The organism is Pseudomonas sp. B414 (genome assembly GCF_055408445.1).
In genome coordinates this window covers 89394-110844 of record NZ_JBUZTQ010000004.1, presented here as the reverse complement: position 1 = coordinate 110844, position 21451 = coordinate 89394, and the positions used below count along the sequence as shown (strand labels likewise).

General features: G+C 57.8%; 19 protein-coding genes. 10 read left to right on the top strand and 9 right to left on the bottom strand.

The window, feature by feature from the left end; genetic code table 11:
- Positions 1-11: 11 nt before the first annotated feature.
- Positions 12-1298, bottom strand: coding sequence for a murein hydrolase activator EnvC family protein (locus ACZRMH_RS05150; protein WP_464012465.1), 1287 nt, complete (start codon positions 1296-1298; stop codon positions 12-14).
- A 209-nt stretch (positions 1299-1507) separates the two neighbouring features.
- Entirely contained in the window at positions 1508-3043 is a 1536-nt protein-coding gene (gpmI, locus tag ACZRMH_RS05145) for a 2,3-bisphosphoglycerate-independent phosphoglycerate mutase (protein WP_464012464.1), read from the bottom strand.
- Positions 3044-3191: 148 nt separating this feature from the next.
- Here gpmI and ACZRMH_RS05140 point away from each other — a divergent pair, with 148 nt between their 5' ends.
- Genes ACZRMH_RS05140 through secB form a run of 3 tightly spaced genes read left to right on the top strand, consistent with a single transcriptional unit; the run spans position 3192 to position 4389 of the window.
- Positions 3192-3605 carry a rhodanese-like domain-containing protein gene (locus ACZRMH_RS05140; protein WP_464012463.1) on the top strand — a complete coding sequence of 138 codons (414 nt, stop codon included), beginning with the start codon at positions 3192-3194 and terminating at the stop codon, positions 3603-3605.
- 2 nt (positions 3606-3607) lie between these two features.
- A complete protein-coding gene (gene grxC, locus ACZRMH_RS05135) occupies positions 3608-3862 on the top strand; it encodes a glutaredoxin 3 (protein ID WP_464012462.1) in 255 nt (84 codons plus the stop codon).
- A 41-nt stretch (positions 3863-3903) separates the two neighbouring features.
- Entirely contained in the window at positions 3904-4389 is a 486-nt protein-coding gene (secB, locus tag ACZRMH_RS05130; protein WP_003438592.1) for a protein-export chaperone SecB, read from the top strand.
- A gap of 130 nt (positions 4390-4519) precedes the next feature.
- On the opposite strand, the gene ACZRMH_RS05125 is transcribed toward secB, so the two are convergent.
- Entirely contained in the window at positions 4520-4975 is a 456-nt protein-coding gene (locus ACZRMH_RS05125) for a tRNA (cytidine(34)-2'-O)-methyltransferase (protein WP_464012461.1), read from the bottom strand.
- Here ACZRMH_RS05125 and ACZRMH_RS05120 point away from each other — a divergent pair.
- Positions 4974-5414, top strand: coding sequence for a hypothetical protein (locus tag ACZRMH_RS05120; RefSeq protein ID WP_464012460.1), 441 nt, complete (start codon positions 4974-4976; stop codon positions 5412-5414). The two genes, ACZRMH_RS05125 and ACZRMH_RS05120, sit on opposite strands and share 2 nt — an antisense overlap.
- A gap of 336 nt (positions 5415-5750) precedes the next feature.
- Here ACZRMH_RS05120 and ntrC read toward each other — a convergent pair whose 3' ends face one another.
- The 4 genes from ntrC to glnA form a co-directional block, all read right to left on the bottom strand.
- The gene (gene ntrC, locus ACZRMH_RS05115; protein ID WP_464012459.1) at positions 5751-7184 is read right to left on the bottom strand and encodes a nitrogen regulation protein NR(I); all 1434 of its coding nucleotides are present in this window, start codon (positions 7182-7184) and stop codon (positions 5751-5753) included.
- Positions 7181-8266, bottom strand: coding sequence for a nitrogen regulation protein NR(II) (glnL, locus tag ACZRMH_RS05110; protein ID WP_464012458.1), 1086 nt, complete (start codon positions 8264-8266; stop codon positions 7181-7183). The genes ntrC and glnL overlap by 4 nt, the downstream gene beginning before the upstream one ends.
- 388 nt (positions 8267-8654) lie before the next feature.
- Entirely contained in the window at positions 8655-9074 is a 420-nt protein-coding gene (locus ACZRMH_RS05105) for a cupin domain-containing protein (RefSeq protein WP_464012457.1), read from the bottom strand.
- Positions 9075-9249: 175 nt separating this feature from the next.
- The gene (gene glnA, locus ACZRMH_RS05100) at positions 9250-10656 is read right to left on the bottom strand and encodes a glutamate--ammonia ligase (protein WP_095000795.1); all 1407 of its coding nucleotides are present in this window, start codon (positions 10654-10656) and stop codon (positions 9250-9252) included.
- A gap of 333 nt (positions 10657-10989) precedes the next feature.
- On the opposite strand from glnA, the gene thiI reads away from it, so the two are divergent.
- Together thiI and typA are read left to right on the top strand one after the other, a co-directional pair.
- A complete protein-coding gene (gene thiI / locus ACZRMH_RS05095) occupies positions 10990-12444 on the top strand; it encodes a tRNA uracil 4-sulfurtransferase ThiI (protein ID WP_095000796.1) in 1455 nt (484 codons plus the stop codon).
- A 140-nt stretch (positions 12445-12584) separates the two neighbouring features.
- Positions 12585-14405 (top strand): translational GTPase TypA, encoded by a 1821-nt coding sequence (typA, locus tag ACZRMH_RS05090; protein ID WP_464012456.1) that lies wholly within the window; start codon positions 12585-12587, stop codon positions 14403-14405.
- 118 nt (positions 14406-14523) lie between these two features.
- Here the strand turns inward: typA and ACZRMH_RS05085 are convergent, their stop codons facing one another.
- A complete protein-coding gene (locus tag ACZRMH_RS05085; protein WP_463993946.1) occupies positions 14524-14961 on the bottom strand; it encodes a YkgJ family cysteine cluster protein in 438 nt (145 codons plus the stop codon).
- A 266-nt stretch (positions 14962-15227) separates the two neighbouring features.
- Here ACZRMH_RS05085 and ACZRMH_RS05080 point away from each other — a divergent pair, with 266 nt between their 5' ends.
- The 4 genes from ACZRMH_RS05080 to ACZRMH_RS05065 all read left to right on the top strand — a co-directional run bounded on the left by ACZRMH_RS05080 (position 15228) and on the right by ACZRMH_RS05065 (position 19988).
- Positions 15228-17675, top strand: a complete 2448-nt coding sequence (locus ACZRMH_RS05080; RefSeq protein WP_464012455.1) for a glycogen/starch/alpha-glucan phosphorylase — start codon at positions 15228-15230, stop codon at positions 17673-17675.
- 232 nt (positions 17676-17907) lie between these two features.
- Positions 17908-18918 (top strand): class 1 fructose-bisphosphatase, encoded by a 1011-nt coding sequence (locus tag ACZRMH_RS05075; RefSeq protein ID WP_464012454.1) that lies wholly within the window; start codon positions 17908-17910, stop codon positions 18916-18918.
- Between the two features lie 224 nt (positions 18919-19142).
- The gene (gene bamE / locus ACZRMH_RS05070) at positions 19143-19397 is read left to right on the top strand and encodes an outer membrane protein assembly factor BamE domain-containing protein (protein WP_464012453.1); all 255 of its coding nucleotides are present in this window, start codon (positions 19143-19145) and stop codon (positions 19395-19397) included.
- Positions 19398-19418: 21 nt separating this feature from the next.
- On the top strand, positions 19419-19988 hold the full coding sequence (locus ACZRMH_RS05065) for a lipocalin family protein (protein WP_464012452.1): 570 nt from the start codon (positions 19419-19421) through the stop codon (positions 19986-19988).
- Between the two features lie 45 nt (positions 19989-20033).
- Here ACZRMH_RS05065 and ACZRMH_RS05060 read toward each other — a convergent pair whose 3' ends face one another.
- Positions 20034-21422, bottom strand: a complete 1389-nt coding sequence (locus ACZRMH_RS05060; RefSeq protein ID WP_464012451.1) for a CYTH domain-containing protein — start codon at positions 21420-21422, stop codon at positions 20034-20036.
- Positions 21423-21451: the final 29 nt, after the last annotated feature.

Here is a 21451-nt window from a genome sequence, read left to right as displayed (position 1 = left end):
AGGTGATGGACTCATCCCTGAGTGCGACACCATTGTGCAGGATCGCTTGGGCGCCCCTGCTGACGAATTGCAAAATACAGTGCGGGTGTGGCCTGACCACCGCTATTGCCCACGGTGGAAATTACTTCCCCGGCTTTGACGACATCTCCGGCAGATTTGAGCAACGTCTGATTGTGGCCGTACAAGCTTAAGTAACCATTACCGTGATCCAGAATCACCAGCTGGCCTGCACCACGCAGCCAGTCGGCAAACACCACGCGCCCGCCGTGTACGGCGTGAACCTGGCTGCCGGCACCAGCGCTGATCATCACGCCGTCCCACTTGGTGCGCGAGTCATCGCCACGGGTTTCACCGAAGCGTGCCAGTAGTCGACCATCAACTGGCCATGGAAGTTTGCCCCGGGCCTGAGAAAAAGCGCCGCCGTAGGAAACTCCGGCACTGGACACCAATGCCCCGGGAGTTGATTTGACTGGCTTGCGCGGAGCGTCGGTGGCTACCGATTCAGCCTCGCGCTGGCGTTTTTTCTCGGCTTCCTGCTGCGCGATCAGGGCTTTTTGCCGCGCCTGTTCGGCTTCGCGGGCCTGACGGGCGAGGGTTTCCTCGATGGTCTTGAGGACTTTAGCCAGATCGGCCTGATCCTGCTCGCGGGCTTGCAGCTTCTGGTCGCGGTCTTTTACATCGGTATTGAGCTTGGCCAGCACTTGCTGGCGCTCTGCGCGGACCTTGTCGAGTTCGGCACGCTGGGTATCCAGGCTGCTTTTTTGCGTCAGCAACTGTGCTTGTTGCAGATTGATATCGGCTTCGACATTGGCCAGTTGGCGCAGGGTTTCGTTAAAACCCTTGAGCTGCTCCAGGCGGGCCTGGCTCAGGTAATCGTAATAGGTGAGGGTTCGGGCGAACTTCTCGGGGTTTTGCTGGTTGAGCAGCAGCTTCAGGTATTCCTGACGCCCGCCCTGATAGGCGGCACGCGCCTGAATAGCAATCAGGCGTTGTTGTTCAAGTTTTGCGCTGTGGAGTTTTTTTTTCTCGCTATCTAGGCGCAGCAGCTCGCCTTCACTCTTTTTTAGTTCTTGTTGCAGGGTTTCTACCTGCTTCTCCAGCTTGCCGATTTCGGTTTCAGTGCCGCGCAGGTCTTTCTGCACGCCGGATTTTTCTTCCTGGAGCTTGCCCAGGAGCTTTTTCAGCTCGCTGATATCCTGGCGCGTAGCGTCCAGTTGCTGTTGGGTTTGCGCGCGCTCGTCGGCAAACGCCGGTTGGAGCAGGCATGCGAGGGTCAGGGCTATAAGGGCGCGAAGCATGGGGCGGGCGACACCTGGGTAACGGGACGGCCTAGTATGCCCGCCCTCGTCACCTATAAGAAATGGATGAAGGTGAAATTGTGATGGATCGGTCAGCCCATGTGGGAGCGAGCCTGCTCGCGAATGTCGTTAACAATAGCGCATGTTGACTGGATCATCGCGGCGCTCTCGAGGCCTTCGCGAGCAGGCTCGCTCCCACAGGGCTTATTTCATGCGTCGACCAGAATCGATTTGCCGGTCATTTCTGCAGGCTGTGGCAGCCCCAGCAGTTTGAGCATGGTCGGCGCCACGTCAGCCAGCACACCGCCTTCGCGGACCTTCAATGCACGCTTGCCTACGTAGATGAACGGCACCGGCTCACAGGTGTGGGCGGTATGTGCCTGACCAGTGGACTCGTCTTCCATCTGCTCAACGTTGCCGTGGTCGGCCGTGATCAGGGCTTCGCCGCCGACCTTGTCGAGTGCTTCAACAATGCGACCTACGCAGGCATCCAGGCATTCAACCGCTTTAACGGCGGCGTCGAATACGCCGCTGTGGCCGACCATATCGCCGTTGGCGTAGTTGACCACGATCACGTCGTAGCGCTGATTTTCGATGGCATCGACAATATGGTCGGTAACTTCGGGAGCGCTCATTTCCGGCTGCAAGTCGTAGGTGGCGACTTTCGGCGATGGCACCAGAATGCGTTCTTCACCCGGGAAGGGCTCTTCACGGCCGCCGGAGAAAAAGAAAGTCACGTGGGCGTATTTTTCGGTTTCGGCGATGCGTAGTTGGGTCTTGCCGTTTTTCGCCAGGTAATCGCCGAGTACGTTCTCTAGGCTGCCGGGTGCGAAAGCGCTAGGCGCCGGGATGCTGGCGGCATATTGGGTCAGCATCACAAAACCGGCCAGTTTTGGCTGGCGGGCGCGTTCGAAGGCGTTGAAGTCGTCTTCAACGAACACGCGGGTCAGTTCGCGGGCGCGGTCGGCACGGAAGTTCATAAAGACCACGGCGTCGCCGTCTTCAACGGTCACCGGCTCGCCGATGGTGGTGGCTTTGACGAACTCATCGCTTTCACCGCGAGCGTAGGCGGCGTCCAGGCCCTCCTGGGCGGTTGCAGCGTTGAATTGACCCTTGCCGTCCACGATCAGGTTGTAGGCTTGCTCGACACGGTCCCAGCGGTTATCGCGGTCCATGGCGAAGTAGCGGCCGATCAGACTGGCGATCCGGCCTTTACCGATGTCTTTGAACGCTTCATCGAGCAGTTCAATGGACGATGCCGCGCTTTTTGGCGGGGTATCGCGGCCATCGAGGAAGGCGTGCAGGTAGATTTTTTCTGCGCCGCGCTTGAATGCCAGCTCCGCCATCGCGATCAGGTGGTCCTGATGGCTATGAACACCGCCATCAGACAGCAAGCCCATGATATGCACGGCCTTGCCTGCAGCCACTGCCTTGTCGACAGCGGCGCAGATAGTCGGGTTTTCAAAGAACTCGCCATCACGGATCGATTTGGTGACGCGGGTGAAATCCTGATACACCACGCGGCCGGCGCCCAGGTTCATGTGGCCGACCTCGGAGTTGCCCATCTGGCCGTCCGGCAGGCCGACATCCATGCCCGAACCCGAGATCAGGCCGTTCGGCATGCTCGCGCAAAGACGATCCAGCACCGGTTTCTTGGCCGAATAAACGGCGTTGTATTCGTGGCTTTCACTGTGACCGAAGCCATCCAGGATGATCAGGACCAAAGGTTTAGGCGTGGTAGTCATAGATCCCACTCGTGGCTGGTTTAATAGAAGGTATGAGAAAGACGCGGAGTTTAAAGCGAAGTTCATGTGGCGTCACCGCCGGGCGGGGTTTGGCCGACCAAGGTGGCTGTGTATACTGGCCCACATTTTACGACCCTGGAACCTTCTGATGGTTGAGCACCTGATTGCATTTGCGACTTCTCACTACCTGCTTGTAGGCGCGTTTGTCATCCTGCTGGCGATGTTGATTGCCCACGAGATTAGCCGTGGCGGGCGCAGCATCAGCACCGGCGAACTGACCGGTCTGGTCAATCGCGACGAAGGCGTGGTGATTGATATTCGCCCGGCCAAGGACTTTGCCGCCGGCCACATCGTGGGTGCACTGAACATCCCGCAAGACAAGCTGATGGCGCGCATTGCCGAGCTGGACAAGCACAAGGGCAAAACCATTATTCTGGTTGACGCTCAAGGCCAGCACTCGGGCTCCCACGCACGTGAGCTGCTCAAGGCTGGTTACAATGCGGCCAAGCTGTCCGGTGGCATCTCCAGCTGGCGCGCTGATAACCTGCCAGTGGTGAAGTAAGCATGTCCAAGGTCATCGTTTACTCCAGCGACTACTGCCCTTACTGCATGCGGGCCAAGGCCCTGCTTGAGAACAAGGGTATTGCCTTCGAAGAGATCAAGGTCGACGGCAAGCCTCAGGTACGTGCCGAGATGGCTCAGAAGGCAGGCCGCACGTCGGTTCCGCAAATCTGGATTGGCGACAAGCATGTTGGCGGATGCGATGACCTGTTTGCTCTGGAGCGCGCAGGTAAATTGAATGCGCTGCTGAACGTCTGACTCTCATTCTCTATAAGCCCCAAGATCAACAAGGATCTGTGATGACTGACCAACAGAACACCGCTGCTGTTAGCGACGAAGACACCGCTCCACAATTCTCCCTGCAGCGCATCTACGTGCGTGACCTGTCGTTCGAGGCCCCGAAAAGCCCGGCGATCTTCCGTCAGCAGTGGGAGCCAAGCGTTGGCCTGGACCTGAACACTCGTCAGAAGCCGCTGGAAGGCGACTTTCACGAAGTCGTTCTGACCCTGTCGGTAACCGTGAAAAACGGTGACGAAGTGGCGTTTATTGCTGAAGTGCAACAGGCTGGCATCTTCCTGATCAAAAACCTTGATCCAGCGTCGATGAACCACACCCTGGGCGCGTTCTGCCCGAACATCCTGTTCCCGTATGCCCGTGAAACCCTGGACAGCCTGGTAACCCGTGGCTCGTTCCCGGCGTTGATGCTGGCACCGGTGAACTTCGATGCCCTGTACGCGCAAGAATTGCAGCGCATGCAGGAAGAAGGTTCGCCGACTGTTCAATAAACAGTCGTAGTGAACAAAAAAAGCGCCTTAAGGGCGCTTTTTTTATGTACTGGTCGGATGGCCGCGGTTTGACAGACAAACCGCGTTGCCTGAATCGCGAGCAAGCCCGCTCCCACAGGGAGTTGCGTTCTTACTTGAAACCCAGCTGTCGCCAGGCCTCGTAAACCGCCACGGCCACGGTATTGGACAGGTTCAGGCTGCGACAGCCCTCGCGCATCGGCAGGCGCAGACGGTGTTCCCCGTCCAGTGCATCCAGTACCTCGGGTGGCAGGCCACGGCTTTCCGGGCCGAAGAGAAAGGCATCACCTTCGGCAAACTGCGCGTCGTGAAATGGCCTGGAGCCTTTGGTGGTAAAGGCGAACAGGCGCGGATGGCCCAGGCTTTTCAGGCAACTGGCCAGGTCGGCATGGCGCTTGAGCGGCGCGTACTCGTGGTAATCGAGCCCGGCGCGGCGCAAGCGCTTGTCGTCCAGCTCAAAACCGATAGGCTCGATCAAATGCAGGTGGCAGCCGCTGTTGGCGCACAGCCTGATAATGTTGCCGGTATTCGGCGGAATTTCTGGTTGAAAAAGGATGACGTGAAACATGCACGGCTCCGAACTTAAAGATGGGCAGCATTCTACGCCTGAAGAGGACCCGCGACCGAAACTATGGCCACGGGTTTTGGGTTCTTTGGTGATAGTCGGTGTGATGGTGGGGATGATGATCGGTCGTTTGACCGCGCCAACTCCTGTTGAGCTGCAGCAGGTGGACGTGGTGGCAGGCGGTCTGGTGGTGTGGTTCAGCGATGAGCCCAAGCTGCATGGTGAGCTGGTCGATGGCACGTTGGGGTTGTTGTTTGCTGCCAAGGGCAGGCCGCAGAACGGTCAGTTGACGTTTAACGGCAAGAGTGTGAACTGGCGGGTACGCGATACTGACGCTGGTTTGCTGCTGACCCTGGTGGCGGCCCGCGCCTTGCAGGGCGACTGGGCCGGAGCAGCGCAGGACGGGCGCTGGCGGTTGCAGGTGAATCTGCGAGAGGAATAAAAGAGGGAATTGCGGCCTGCCTGTACCGGTTCCCCAAAAGCGCTGTGCGCGTTGATGCAAAAGGCATCAAGGCTGCGGGTGTAAAAGTGGGGAGTCTTGACCTGCCTGTATCAAGGTCCCCTAAAGCGGTGTTGCTTGTTATAGGTATTGCAGGGGGCGTGCCAGTTTTGGTTTTCTCCTGAAAACCTCCTGATGAAAACGCAAAAGCCCCGGAATCCGGGGCTTTTTCGGGTGTGGCTAATTTTTACTGTTGTTTGGCTGTAACCGTTGATCTAGAGCGGTGCGCGTTAATAGTGCGTGTTGCTTTAGGGTGGTGCAGTCTTTCTTAAAAGCGCCTTAAACCTCGTCACCATCTTCTTCGTCGCCATCGATCTTCATGCCCAGCTCCTTGATCTTGCGGGTCAAGGTGTTGCGGCCCCAGCCCAGCAGCACGGCAGCGTCACGACGGCGGCCTGCAGTGTGCTTGAGCGCTGTCTCAATCATGATGCGTTCAAAAGTAGGCACCGCACTGTCGAGCAGGTTGGACTGGCCACGGCCCAGCGCCTGATCAGCCCACTGGCGCAGCGCCTGCTCCCAGTTGGTCACCGGCGAGCTGTCTTGCTGCAGGTTCAGCAGTTCGGGCGGCAAGTCGCTGATATGCACTTCGCGCCCCGATGCCATGACCGTAATCCAGCGGCAGGTGTTTTCAAGCTGGCGCACGTTGCCTGGCCACGGCAGGTTTTTCAGGTACTGCTCGGTCTCGGCTTTCAGCAGCTTGGGCTCCACTGACAGCTCTTGTGCCGCGCTGCTGAGGAAATGCCGGGCCAGGGTCGGGATATCTTCGCGACGATCCGACAGGCGCGGGATATGGATGCGAATCACGTTCAGGCGGTGGAACAAGTCTTCGCGAAACTTGCCGGCCTGTACCAGGGTTTCAAGGTTCTGGTGGGTCGCCGCGATGATGCGCACATCGACCTTGACTGGCGTGTGCCCACCAACCCGGTAGAACTCGCCGTCGGCCAGCACTCGCAGCAGGCGGGTTTGGGTGTCGGCCGGCATATCGCCAATTTCATCCAGAAACAGCGTGCCGCCATCGGCCTGTTCAAAACGGCCCCGACGCAGGTTCGCAGCCCCGGTGAAGGCGCCTTTTTCATGGCCGAACAGCTCGGATTCCATCAGGTCCTTGGGGATCGCTGCCATGTTCAACGCGATAAACGGCGACGCCGCCCGCGGGCTGTGGCGGTGCAGGGCGTGGGCCACCAACTCTTTGCCCGTACCCGACTCGCCGTTGATCAGCACTGTGATATTGGAATGGCTAAGGCGACCAATGGCGCGGAACACCTCCTGCATCGCCGGCGCTTCGCCGATGATTTCCGGGGTGGGGGCCAATGCAGGGGCCACGGCCAGGCCTTGCTGCTCCTGGGCGTGCTGGTTGGCACGCTTGACCAGGGACACGGCTTCATCCACGTCAAACGGCTTGGGCAGGTACTCGAAGGCACCGCCCTGATAGGAAGCCACTGCACTGTCCAGGTCGGAATGCGCGGTCATGATGATCACGGGCAGGCGCGGGTGTTGTTCGCGAATCTTGGCCAGCAGGTCCAGGCCGCTGGAGCCGGGCATGCGGATGTCGGAAATGATCACGTCAGGCTGCTGGCGAGCCAGGCGGCTCATCACCCCATCGGCGCTGTCGAAACTTTGTGTGGTCATGCCTTCCTGTTGCAAGGCTTTTTCCAGGACCCAGCGGATAGAACGGTCGTCGTCGACGATCCACACGGTTTCACTTCGGCTCATGTCGATGCGGCTCCTTGTTCCAGTGGTAGAAAGATCGAGAAGAGTGTGTGGCCGGGGTGGCTTTCACACTCGATCAACCCCTGGTGCTGGCTAATGATGTTCTGCGTGATGGACAGGCCCAGCCCGGTGCCGTCAGGGCGGCCGCTGACCATCGGGAAAAACAGGGTGTCTTGCAACTCGGCCGGAATGCCCGGCCCATTGTCGATAATTTCGATTTTGGTGACCAACCGATGGCGCACATGGCCAATGGTGAACTGGCGCATGGCGCGGGTGCGCAGGCTGATGCGGCCCAGGCGCAGCTCGTTCTGGCTGCCGATGGCCTGCATCGCGTTACGCACGATATTGAGTACCGCCTGGATCATCTGCTCGCGGTCGATCAACAGGTCGGGCAGGCTCGGGTCATAGTCGCGCACCAAAGTGATGCTGCCCTGGGTTTCGGCCTCGACCAGATTGCACACACGCTCCAGCACTTCGTGGATATTGGTCATTGCCAGTGATGGCAGCTTGTTGGAACCCAGCATGCGGTCGACCAGGTTACGCAGACGGTCGGCCTCTTCAATGATGACGTTGGTGTAGTCGCGCAGGTTTTCGTCAGGTAACTGACGGGCCAGCAGTTGTGCTGCGCCGCGAATGCCGCCCAAGGGGTTCTTGATTTCGTGGGCCAGGCCGCGCACCAGCATCTTGCTGGTTTCCTGCTTGGACAGCTGGGCTTCTTCCTTGGTGATGCGCAGCAGGCGGTCGCGGGGGTGTACTTCAAGCAGCAGCAGGGTGCCACCGTTGCTCAGGATGGGGGTTACGGCGTAGTCCACCGTCAGGCTCTGGCCCGTCAGTGAGGTCAGCATGGCTTCGCGCTTGGTGAACGGGTGCGCTTGCTCAACCGCCTGGCGCAGCGAATGCAGCGCTTCGGTGGATTCGGTAAACAGTTCGCTGATGAACTGCCCGTGACTGCGTTGACCACTGATTGCCAACAGCATCTCTGCCGCCGGGTTCATGTACTCAAGGCGTAAATCGGCATTGAGCAGCAGCGTGGCGGTGGTCAGGTTGTCGAGTAACAGTCGGTGCAGGGCGTCACTGATGGTCATGGGCCGATCCCGGATTGCGTGCGCGGGTGAGGCGCTGGTGCAAGGAAAATGCAAAAACCAAACCAAGGCTCCGAAAAGAAGCGCGAATTGCCTGAAATAGGGACTTCGGGCCCGATCAGATGGCTCTCTTGATGCGCTGGTGTGTCGTTTTGAACCAAATTGGGCTGGCGTGCGTACATTTGATGAGTTGTTGCACCAATATAGTGCAATTAAGCTGAATAGGTTCAGCCCCCCCAATATTTTGGCTTTGCGCCAGTACTGTTTACTTAAGTGAGGGGAGCCACTGTGGGGGGGCGAGCCTGCTTGCGAAGGCCTCAGAGAATCGTTAGTAGCCTTCGCGAGCAGGCTCGCTGGGGCATGCTCCAGGCGGGAGATACCTGCAAGGAGCTTACTTGGACAGGGGCATACCTGTGCCACCGGCATAAAACACAATCAGCTCAACCGGCTCGTTACCGCTGGTACCGCGGTGGGCGGTGTTGACGACTTCGGGTAGCACCTGGCCTTTGCTGACGGTTATTTTTTTATCGCTGTCACGGATCTCCACCAATAGCTCGCCCGACAGCACGTAGGCCACATTGGGCATGGGGTGCTCATGCCAGTTGAGCGAGGTGTTGGCGGGAATGGTGATTTTGACAACGGTGATTTCAGGTTGACCGTGGGAGTAGCGGGCGTAAGGCGTGCCATCCCAGGTTTCACTGGTTTTGAGCAGTTGCTCGACCTCTACGCTGACCGGGTTGTTGCCGCATCCGAGCAGCGTGAAGCAGGCAAGCGACAGGAAAAAGGCTCTGAGGGTGTTTGTAAGGGGCATGGCAACGTCCGTTTTGAGAGATTGGCTCAAATTACAGATCGCGCTTTGGTGTGGCTGTCAGGTGGAGGTGAGAAGGTGAGCGGGCATTGCTGAAGGGGGTGTAAGACGTTGCGCATAAAAAAGCCTCCCGTAGGAGGCCTTTTCAAATCATGCCGCTAGCGCGGATGATTCTGGATCAGCAGCTGTAGTACAGCTCGTATTCCAGTGGGTGTACGAAGGTACGAACCTGGATTTCTTCTTCGCTTTTCAGGGCGATGTAAGCGTCGATAAAGTCGTCGCTGAAAACGCCGCCTTTGGTCAGGAACGCACGGCCCTTGTCCAGCTCTTCCAGGGCTTCTTTCAGGCTGCCGCAAACTTGTGGGATCTCTTTGGCCTCTTCAGGCGGCAGGTCATACAGGTTTTTGTCAGCTGCGTCGCCAGGGTGGATCTTGTTCTGGATGCCGTCCAGGCCAGCCATCATCAGTGCGGCGAAGCACAGGTATGGGTTGGCTGCCGGGTCCGGGAAGCGGGCTTCGATACGGCGAGCTTTAGGGCTGGACACGTAAGGAATACGGATCGAGGCGGAACGGTTGCGAGCCGAGTAGGCCAGCATTACCGGAGCTTCGAAGCCTGGCACCAGACGCTTGTAGGAGTTGGTAGCCGGGTTGGTGAAGCCGTTCAGAGCCTTACCGTGCTTGATGATACCGCCGATGAAGAACAGGGCGGTGTCGGACAGGCCGGCATAGCCTTCGCCTGCGAAGGTGTTCTTGCCATCCTTGGAGATGGACATGTGAACGTGCATACCCGAGCCGTTATCGCCGTACAGCGGTTTAGGCATGAAAGTAGCGGTACGGCCGTAGGCGTCTGCCACGTTGTGTACGCAGTACTTCAGGGTCTGAACTTCGTCAGCCTTTTTCACCAGGGTGTTGAACTGCACGCCGATTTCGTTCTGGCCGGCAGTTGCCACTTCGTGGTGGTGAACTTCGATAACCAGGCCCATTTCTTCCATGGCGTTGCACATGGAGGTACGGATTTCGTGGTCATGGTCGAATGGCGGAACAGGGAAATAGCCGCCTTTGACGCCTGGACGGTGGCCTTTGTTGCCGCCTTCCACGTCCTGGTCAGACATCCACGAACCTTGTTCGGAGTAGATCTTGAACATGGAGCCGGAGATATCGGACTTGAATTTAACCTGGTCGAAGATGAAGAACTCAGGCTCAGGACCGACGAACACGGTGTCGCCGATACCGGTGGACTTCAGGTATTCCTCGGCACGGGTAGCGATGGCGCGTGGGTCGCGGTCATAGCCTTGCATGGTCGAAGGTTCGATGATGTCGCACACCAGGATCAGCGTTGGCTGCTCGGTGAACGGGTCCAGAACGGCCGTGCTGTCGTCTGGCAGCAGGATCATGTCGGACGCTTCGATGCCTTTCCAGCCAGCAATGGAGGAGCCGTCGAACATTTTGCCGTCGGTGAAGAAGTTTTCATCCAGCGCATCACGGGCCGGCATGGTCACGTGGTGCTGAGTGCCTTTGGTATCAGTGAAGCGCAGATCAATCCACTTGACGTCATGATCTTTGATGAGTTGAACCGACTTCGACATAGTGTCCTCCGGGGTGGCTTAGGGCTTGGTAGTGGAGAGCCCTTAATAAGTGGTTGATGCCGGCGCGAATACTCTGCCAAGGCAACCTGCCTCACAAGGGAGCAAATTGCATGCCAGTGCCCCGATTAGGGCGTAATGCGCCAATCTCAAGCAGGTAAGCGGGGCAGACTACCGATTAGCGGCGTTTATCGCACCCTAATGAAGCGAAATCTGGCCTTTATGTTCCATTTTGGTGCGGCGAAAACCGTTTGTACGATAACTGGTTAAACCTTGAGCAATTTCCGCTATAATCCGCGCCCCCCTTTTTTGGCAGGCTGCTCGCGCGCTGTTTTCATGAAACTAATCGTTAAAGTCTTCCCAGAAATCACTATCAAGAGCCGTCCGGTTCGGATGCGTTTCGTCCGTCAATTGGCCAAAAACATCCGCACTGTGCTCCGCGATCTGGACCCGGCTGTGGTGGTGACGGGCGTGTGGGACAACATCGAGCTGCAAACGCGCGTAAGTGACCCTAAAGCCTTGAAAGAAATGACCGAACGCCTGAGCTGCATGCCGGGCATCGCGCATTTCCTGCAGGTTGACGAGTACCCGTTGGGCGACTTCGACGACATCGTTGAAAAGTGCAAACTGCACTTCGGCGATGCACTGGCGGGCAAGATCTTTTCTGTGCGTTGCAAACGCGCTGGCAAGCACCCGTTTACCTCGATGGAAGTCGAGAAATACGTTGGCAGCAAGCTGCGTCGTGAGTGCGGTGCGGCCGGAATCGAGCTGAAAAAGCCGGAAATCGAAGTTCGAATTGAAATTCGCGACCAACGGTTGTTTGTGATTCACAACCAGCACGACAGTATTGGTGGCTACCCGCTGGGTTCGCTTGAGCAGACCCTGGTGCTGATGTCCGGCGGGTTCGATTCCACCGTTGCGGCCTACCAGATCATGCGTCGCGGCCTGATGAGCCATTTCTGCTTCTTCAACCTGGGCGGACGTGCCCATGAACTGGGCGTGATGGAAGTCGCGCACTATATATGGAAGAAGTACGGCAGCTCGCAACGCGTGCTGTTTGTCAGCGTTCCGTTCGAAGAAGTTTTGGGCGAAATTCTCGGCAAAGTCGATAACAGTCATATGGGCGTCATTTTGAAGCGTATGATGTTGCGCGCTGCAACGCGTATTGCCGAACGCCTGGATATCGAAGTGCTGGTGACCGGTGAAGCGATTTCCCAGGTTTCGAGCCAGACACTGCCCAATTTGTCGCTGATTGATTCGGCTACTGACAAATTGGTGCTGCGCCCGCTGATCGCGAGCCACAAGCAGGACATCATTGATTTGGCGGAAGAAATCGGTACGGCCGATTTTGCCAAGCACATGCCTGAATATTGCGGGGTGATTTCGGTCAACCCCAAGACCCACGCCAAGCGCAACCGCGTGGAGTATGAAGAACAACAGTTTGATATGGCCGTGCTTGAGCGAGCGCTTGAGCGGGCCAAACTGGTGCCGATTGATCGGGTAATCGATGAATTGGGCCAGGACTTGCAAGTCGAAGAAGTCAGCGAAGTGCTGGCGGGCCAGATCGTGATCGACATCCGTCACCCGGATGCTCAGGAAGATCAACCGCTGGAACTGGCTGGCATCGAAGTACAAGCGTTGCCGTTCTATGCACTGAACAGCCGCTTCAAGGAACTGGATGACACCCGTCAGTACCTGTTGTATTGCGACAAAGGCGTGATGAGTCGCCTGCATGCTCACCATTTGCTCAGTGAGGGACATGCCAATGTGCGCGTTTATCGACCGAGCTAAGAGCCCGGGGCTGTATGCCTGTGGCCTGCGTCACCGGCCCCCCGACGCCGCCGTCAAGCTGTAACGGCTTGCACGGACTCTACTGTTAATCGCTGCCTGGACTCAGTCAGCACACCGAATCCTCTGATCGAGATACACAAGTGATCGAAAATCTACGTAACATCGCCATCATTGCTCACGTTGACCACGGTAAAACCACCCTGGTAGACAAACTCTTGCGTCAATCCGGCACCCTGGAGCGCAACGAGCTTAACGACGAACGCGTAATGGACTCCAACGACCAGGAGAAAGAGCGCGGTATTACCATTCTGGCGAAAAACACCGCCATCAACTGGAACGGCTACCACATCAACATCGTGGATACCCCGGGCCACGCCGACTTCGGCGGCGAAGTTGAACGCGTAATGTCGATGGTTGACTCCGTTCTGCTGCTGGTTGACGCTCAAGACGGCCCTATGCCGCAAACCCGTTTTGTGACCAAGAAGGCTTTCGAAGCCGGCCTGCGTCCAATCGTGGTAATCAACAAGGTTGACCGTCCGGGCGCACGTCCGGACTGGGTTCTGGACCAGATCTTCGACCTGTTCGACAACCTGGGTGCTACCGAAGAACAGCTGGACTTCAAAGTGGTTTACGCCTCGGCCCTGAACGGTATTGCTGGTCTTGACCACACCGAAATGGCTGAAGACATGACCCCGCTGTACCAGTCGATCGTCGACAACGTACCAGCACCACAAGTTGACCGTGATGGTCCGTTCCAGATGCAAATCTCGGCACTGGACTACAACAGCTTCCTGGGCATTATCGGCGTTGGCCGTATCGCCCGTGGTCGCGTCAAGCCGAACACCCCGGTTGTTGCCATCGACGCTGACGGCAAGCGCCGCAACGGTCGTATCCTGAAGCTGATGGGTCACCACGGTCTGCACCGTGTAGACGTTGAAGAAGCTTCGGCAGGCGACATCGTTTGCATCAGCGGTATGGATTCGCTGTTCATCTCCGACACCCTGTGTGATCCGATGAACGTTGAAGCGATGAAGCCGTTGACCGTTGACGAGCCAACCGTTTCCATGACCTTCCAGGTAAACGACTCGCCTTTCTGCGGTAAAGAAGGCAAGTTCGTGACTTCCCGTAACATCAAGGAACGTCTGGACAAAGAGCTGCTGTACAACGTTGCACTGCGCGTTGAAGAAGGCGACTCGGCTGACAAGTTCAAAGTATCGGGCCGTGGCGAGCTGCACTTGTCCGTACTGATCGAAACCATGCGTCGTGAAGGCTTCGAAATGGGCGTTGGTCGTCCAGAAGTAATCATCCGCATCGTTGACGGCGTGAAGCACGAACCGTTCGAAAACGTCACCATCGACACCCCGGAAGAATCCCAGGGCAAGGTGATGGAAGAAATCGGCCTGCGTAAGGGCGACCTGACCAACATGGTGCCGGATGGCAAAGGCCGTGTTCGTCTGGAATACAACATCCCTGCTCGTGGTCTGATCGGTTTCCGTAACCAGTTCCTGACCCTGACCAACGGTGCTGGCATCCTGACTTCGATCTTCGATCGCTACGACACCATGAAGTCCGGCACCATGTCCGGTCGTCAGAACGGCGTTCTGGTATCGGTTGAGACTGGCAAGGCACTGACCTACTCCCTGGAAACTCTGCAGGCGCGTGGCAAGCTGTTCGTTGAGCACGGTCAAGAGATCTACAACGGTCAGATCGTTGGTCTGAACAGCCGTGACACCGACATGGGCGTTAACCCTACCAAGGGCAAGAAGCTCGACAACATGCGTGCTTCGGGTAAAGACGAAACCATCGCTCTGGTTCCACCTGTTCGCTTCACCCTGGAACAGGCTCTGGAATTCATCCAGGACGACGAGCTGTGCGAAGTGACTCCTAAGTCCATCCGTCTTCGTAAGAAGATCCTGGACGAAGGCGAGCGTACCCGCGCTGCTAAAAAGGCCAAAAACTAAGTCACTTAGTTAGCGGTTACAAAAACGCCCCCGACCTTGCGGTCGGGGGCGTTTTTTTATGTCCGGGTTTTGTGCAACGCCTGACATCTACTGTGGGAGCGGGCTTGGAGTAAGCTGTTTAAAAAACCATCAACTTCTCGCTGCTGTTTTTGCGCTCAACGGCCTTGGGCACGTAAGCGCAATAACCCGGGCGCGGGCCCACTCGCGGATGGTTGCGGCAGGTATCCGGGCGGATGTCGTAGATGGTGCACATGCGCGACTTGCGATCCAGGTACAGGCAGTCGTTATTGCTCATGCGCTGCAGGGTGAAAATCCCCGATTTCTGGTTGAAACGCTCCACGATGCCTTCTTTCTGCAGGCGCTTGGCGATGTTCTTCGGCGGGTCGCCCATCTCGAACTCATCGACAATGCCGATGCGGATCAGGTCTTTGATCTTGACCTCGACCGGCAGCGTGCAGCAGCTGGAAACACAGGAGCCGCACATGGGCGCGGAGTATTTGGCCCAGGTATCGAGACGGTCGATTTCCGCGGCGGCGATCAGGTTGGACTTCATCAAGGCTTGTATTCCAGCGTGCATCAGGGCGCGCGATCATACCGGGGTTGGTGAATGAGTGAACAACCATTTGCCGGTTTTTTGATCAAAAGCGGCCTTTAAAGTGTGCAACTGTGTATGTGCCTCATTTTGGGGCAGCCCCTGCTTCGTCAGGTTTTGAAAAAAAACAGCTCAAAAAAGCCCAAAACAAAGCACTTTGTTTCTGGCGAAGCGTCTAGGCTCAGACCATTCGTTCTTCAAATCGCCCCATCTCGATTGAGGTTGTATCGATGACCCAGGAACCGCTTGTTCGTGACGCACAGGTGGCGGCTTTCCGTGCCGCTGTAGTAGCCAAACTGACTTACGCGGTGGGTAAGGACCCGGAACACGCGTTTGACCATGACTGGTTTGAAGCCATTGCCCTGGCCGCCCGCGACCATATGGTCGAGCACTGGATGGACAGCACCCGGCAGATTTATCGCAAGGACCAGAAACGGGTGTACTACCTGTCGCTGGAATTTCTGATCGGCCGCTTGCTGTACGACAGCCTGAGCAACCTGGGGCTGCTGGAGGTGGCCCGTGAAGCGCTGGGCGAGCTGGGTGTGGATCTGGAGCGCATCCGTGTGCTGGAGCCTGATGCGGCCCTTGGTAACGGTGGTCTGGGGCGCCTGGCAGCGTGTTTTATGGAAAGCATGTCGACCCTGGGCATTGCCGCCCACGGCTATGGCATCCGCTACGAACACGGGTTGTTCCGCCAGAGCATTGTCGACGGTTGGCAGCAGGAGCAAACCGAGAACTGGCTGGATTTTGGCAACCCCTGGGAGTTCGAGCGTGCCGAAGTGTTGTACTCGGTGGGTTTTGGCGGCTCGGTTGAAACCAAACAGGATGAACAGGGCCAGCTACGGCAGATCTGGTGGCCGGGCGAGACTGTGCGGGCCATTGCATATGACACACCGGTGGTGGGCTGGCGCGGTGCCAGCGTCAACACCTTGCGTCTTTGGCGGGCGAGGGCGTTGCATGATCTGAATTTGGGGCGCTTTAACGCGGGCGATCATTTGGGCGCGGTGGCCGAAGTGGTGCGGGCTGAAAGCATCTCCCGGGTGCTGTACCCGGCTGACAGCAACGAAGCGGGGCAAGAGCTGCGCTTGCGTCAGGAGTTCTTCTTTGTTTCGGCCTCGCTGCAGGACCTGCTGCGCCGCCATCTTCACGTCCATGACACGCTGCTGAACCTGGCCGAGCATGTGTCGATCCAGCTCAACGACACCCACCCCTCGATCGCGGTAGCGGAGCTGATGCGCATCCTGGTGGACGAGCACGGCATTGAGTGGCATGCCGCGTGGCAAGTCACCGTCGATACCCTGTCGTACACCAACCACACCTTGCTGCCCGAAGCGCTGGAAACCTGGCCCGTCGGTTTGATGGAGCGCCTGCTGCCGCGGCATATGCAGATTATCTATCTGATTAACGCACACCATATCGATGCGCTACGGGCCAAGGGCATTCATGACTTTGAGGTGCTGCGCGCAGTCTCGCTGATTGAAGAGGACCATGGGCGCCGGGTGCGCATGGGTAATCTGGCATTTCTGGGCTCGCACAGTGTCAACGGCGTGTCCGGCCTGCATACCCAATTGATGCGTAGTACCGTATTTGCCCAACTGCACAGACTCTATCCAGACCGGATCAACAACAAGACTAATGGCGTAACCTTCCGCCGCTGGCTATTCCAGGCCAACCCGCCGTTGACCGCCATGCTGGTGGATGCGCTGGGGCCAGATGTGCTCGATGAGACCGAGCACAAACTGATCAAGCTGGAGCCTTTTGCCGAGCGCGCCGATTTTCGCAAGCGTTTCGCCGAGCAGCGCCTGCAAAGCAAGTGCACCCTCGCAGCGCTGATTTACGAGCGCCTGGGGGTGGTGGTCAACCCTGAGGCGCTGTTCGATGTGCAGGTCAAACGGATACACGAGTACAAGCGCCAACTGCTTAATTTGATGCACACTGTGGCGCTGTATCAGGCCATTCGCGCCGAACCGGGCAACCAGTGGGTGCCGCGAGTCAAAATTTTTGCCGGCAAGTCGGCGGCCAGTTATGAGCAGGCCAAGCTCATCATCAAACTGGCCAACGATATTGCCCGTACGGTGAACAACGACCCGACTGTGCGCGGTTTGCTGAAAATTGTATTTATCCCCAACTACAACGTCAGCCTGGCTGAAAGCATCATTCCGGCGGCGGACCTGTCCGAGCAGATATCCACTGCAGGCTACGAAGCGTCGGGTACCAGCAACATGAAGTTCGGCCTTAACGGTGCGCTGACCATCGGCACGATGGACGGGGCCAACGTCGAAATGAGTGAGCGGGTGGGTACCGACAACATGTTTATTTTCGGCCTCAGCTCGCAGCAGGTGGAAGCGCGCAAACGCAATGGCGAGTTCCACGCCGCGCCGGATGTGGCCGCCTCTCATCGGCTTAATGACGTGTTACAGGCGATTCGCGGCGGGGTGTTCTCCCACGATGACCCTGCGCGTTACACGGGGCTGGTGGATTCGCTGATCGAGTACGACAGGTTTCTGGTGTGTGCCGACTTTGATGCTTACTGGGATGCGCAGATGCGCGTGGAGCAGCTGTGGCATGACAAAGACGCCTGGTGGCGCTCGGCGGTACTGAATACGGCGCGTATGGGCTGGTTCTCCTCAGACCGGACCATACGTGAGTACGCCACGGACATCTGGAAGGCGCTGTAAAGCTCTTGTAGTCGCTGCCGCAGGCTGCGAGGGGGCATCTTTGCCCTCGAGAGAACGGGTTGCTCCGCAACCCTTCGCAGCCTGCGGCAGCGACTACACGGTTTTTTGCAGGTGATTTAAGGGTTCAGCAGAACCCGCTCTGTCGGTTCTGAGTCTGATTAGAAGATTTGCACGGCAACTCGCGTTAAACTGCGCGGGTTTTTCGCCCCCTCCCCATTGTTCGGAGCCTTACATGTCCCGCGTTACCCTGAGTCGCTATTTGATTGAGCAGACCCGCAGCAACAACACGCCTGCTGATTTGCGTTTCCTCATCGAAGTGGTGGCGCGTGCTTGCAAAGAGATCAGCCACGCCGTTTCCAAGGGCGCCCTGGGTGGTGTTCTGGGCAGCATGGGCACCGAAAACGTGCAAGGCGAAGTGCAGAAGAAGCTCGACGTGATTTCCAACGAGATCCTGCTCGAAGCCAACGAATGGGGTGGTCACCTGGCCGGCATGGCGTCCGAAGAAATGGACAATGCCTATCAGATTCCGGGCAAATACCCGAAAGGCGCGTACCTGCTGGTATTCGACCCGTTGGACGGTTCGTCGAACATCGACATCAACGCACCGGTTGGCACCATCTTCTCGGTACTGCGTTGCCCGAACGAATACCTGACTCAGAACGAGCCTTTGAATGAAAAGGCCTTTATGCAGCCAGGCACCCAGCAGGTTGCTGCCGGTTATGCCATCTACGGCCCGCAGACCATGCTGGTGCTGACCCTGGGCGACGGCGTCAAGGGCTTCACCCTGGACCGTGAAATGGGCAGCTTCGTGTTGACCCACGAAGACATCACCATTCCTGAAACTACCCAGGAATTCGCCATCAATATGTCCAACCAGCGTCACTGGGAAGCTCCGGTACAGCGCTACGTTGACGAATTGCTGGCTGGCGAAGAAGGCCCGCTGAAAAAGAACTACAACATGCGCTGGATTGCGGCCATGGTTGCAGACGTTCACCGCATCCTGACTCGCGGTGGCCTGTTCATGTACCCGCGCGACAGCCGCGAGCCGTCCAAGCCGGGCAAACTGCGCCTGATGTACGAAGCTAACCCGATGTCGTTCCTGGTGGAGCAGGCCGGTGGCGCATCGACCGACGGCCATCAGCGCATTCTCGATATCCAGCCTGAAGGACTGCACCAGCGTGTAGCCGTGTACCTGGGCTCGAAAGAAGAAGTGGCACGCATCACCGCTTACCACAAAGAGTAAGCCGCAGCGCCCAGCTTCTATCATCTGTGGGAGCTGGCTTGCCAGCGATGCGTTCGAAGCGGTCTGTTTTCAAGACCCAGTCGATACGATCGCCGGCAAGCCAGCTCCCACATTTGTTTTCCCTCCTGAGATAAATCCCTACCCCCTGCGGGAACCAGCCTGCGCTTTTCTCTTCTAAGCTTGCATCAAGCGGCTAAGCCGACTTTCTAATTCAGGAGCTTTCCATGAAGTTGCGTACTTTGGCGGTGTTGTCGTTCTGCGTTTTGCTGGCCGCATGCAGCAAGGTCAATCAGGCGAACTACTCAAAACTGGCGACGGGCATGACCAAGGCCGAAGTTGAGCAACTGCTGGGCAGCCCGACCGACTGCTCGGGTGCACTGGGCATGTCGAGCTGCACTTGGGGCGATAAAAACAGCTTTATCAGCGTGCAATACGCAGGCGATAAGGTGCTGATTTTTTCGGGGCAGGGTTTGAAGTAAGACTGATCGGGAGGTTTACCAATGAAGCGTCTTTTAGCAGGTCTGGGGGCCATGCTGGTGCTGGCCGGGTGCTCAACATCCGGGAGTGATGCCCTTGCGCCTAAAACAGTCGATCACGTAGATCTCAAGCGTTATCAGGGCACATGGTACGAACAGGCACGTTTGCCCATGTTCTTTCAGCGCAACTGCGTTCAGTCCGAAGCCCAATACAGCCTCAAATCCGATGGCAACGTAGCAGTACTGAACCGCTGCCTGACTGCCGAGGGCAAGTGGGAGGAAGCCAAGGGCACGGCGACGCCGCAGGTGGAGGGCAAAACCGACAAGCTGTGGGTGGAGTTCGACAACTGGGTCTCGACCTTGCTGCCGGGTGTGACCAAGGGCGACTACTGGGTACTTTACCTGGGGGACGACTACAGCACCGCGCTGGTAGGCAATCCTGACCGTAAATACCTGTGGCTGCTGTCGCGCAAGCCGCAGATTGATCAGCACACCCGCGATGAGCTGCTCAGCAAGGCTCAGCAACAGGGCTACGACACCACACGTTTGATCTGGCGAACGCCGGATGCAGATATGCCCAAAGGCACTAAGTAAACAAAAACGGCCCTTGGCTGGCGCCAGGGGCCGTTGGCCGGGCGCTTAGGCGCGCAGCAGGGTCTTCCAGGCGCGGTTCTGGTACACGGCGATGGCTTGCTGCTTGCGAGCGTTGAGCAATTCGTCGTTGTGCTCCGCATCTTCAGAAATCGGCATATTGGCCAATTCCTGCAGCTTGTTCATCTCGCCGTACAAACGGTCCAGTTCCGGAATTTCCAGCACGTTACGCGCCAGACGCAGCCATGCCTGGATGCGCTCGATGCGCGGCAGTTGCTCGGCCAGGTCTTCGGGTTGCTGCTGGTAACGATTGAGACGCAAGGCAATCGCCTCATCCGACAACAGACGCGGCAGCCAGCTTTGCAGTTGTGCAGCGCCCTGACGGTTGCCACGGGTGGTGCCGCGATCCACGGTCCAGCTACGCTCCATCAACCAGCGCGAGGTGTTCAGCGAGAACTGGCCCCAGCGTGGGTCTTCCAGCTCTTCCAGGAACTGCTCGGGAGCGGCTTTACGCACGTCTTCGTCGTCCTGGCCGATCTGTACCAGCGGGCGCCAGTCTTCCAGCAGGGCATCCAGGGCAGCACGCAGGGTGCTGGTGGACTGGCGTGGAGCAGCCTGGCCCAGGCTGCTGACCAGTGCACGCAGGTCAATCAGTTGCTGAACCCAGTCTTGCAGCAAACGCCAGTGGCCGTTGAAACGGTACTGTTCGGCCAGACGCTGGCTATTGCCCAGCAAGTGCCAGGCCAGTGCGGCGAAGGCATCGTCCAGTGGCGTCTCTGGGGTCAGGACCGGTGCTGGCAGGTTAACGGCGTAGCTGTTGGCGTCAAACAGGCGATAGCCGCGCTCGGCCTTGCTGATATCACACGGCATCAGGGCCAGTTTCTCGGCCAGCTCGGCGGCCAGTTCCAGCAGGGCAGACGGCTCGCCTTCGCGCAGTTCGAGTTCCAGTTCGCAGATTTCTTCTTTCTGCTTGCCGGCGATCACATGGCCCAGGTCCAGAGCGGCTTCGATCACCACCTTGGCTTTGCCGCGACCCCAGGAAATTTCAGCGCGCTCGCGTACGAAGTCCGTGGTGAAAATGGGCTTGAGGGTTTTTTTGTCCAGCTCGGCCAACTCTTCTGGCCAGCACTCACCGTCGAGCAGCTTGGTGTCGAGCTTGGCTTTCGCCAGTTTCCAGTCGTACTCGTTGCGCACGGACAGACCGGCAACGCTTTGGCCGCGGGTTTTCAGGGTTTGAATGACTTCTTCACCGTCACGGCGCAGGCGCAGGGCAACCTTGGCCTTGGCCAGGTCGCGCTCAGGCGTGTCGAAGTACTGGTTCAACAACTCACGGCTTTCCCAGCCACTTTTGTTGCGCTTTTTCAGCAAAGGGTGCTCGCGCAAGGCGGCGAGGGTTTCGCGGCTGACGCGCAGTTTGATTTCGGTTTCTTTTTGCATGGCCGGAAAATCCAGGAACGGTTGCGCAG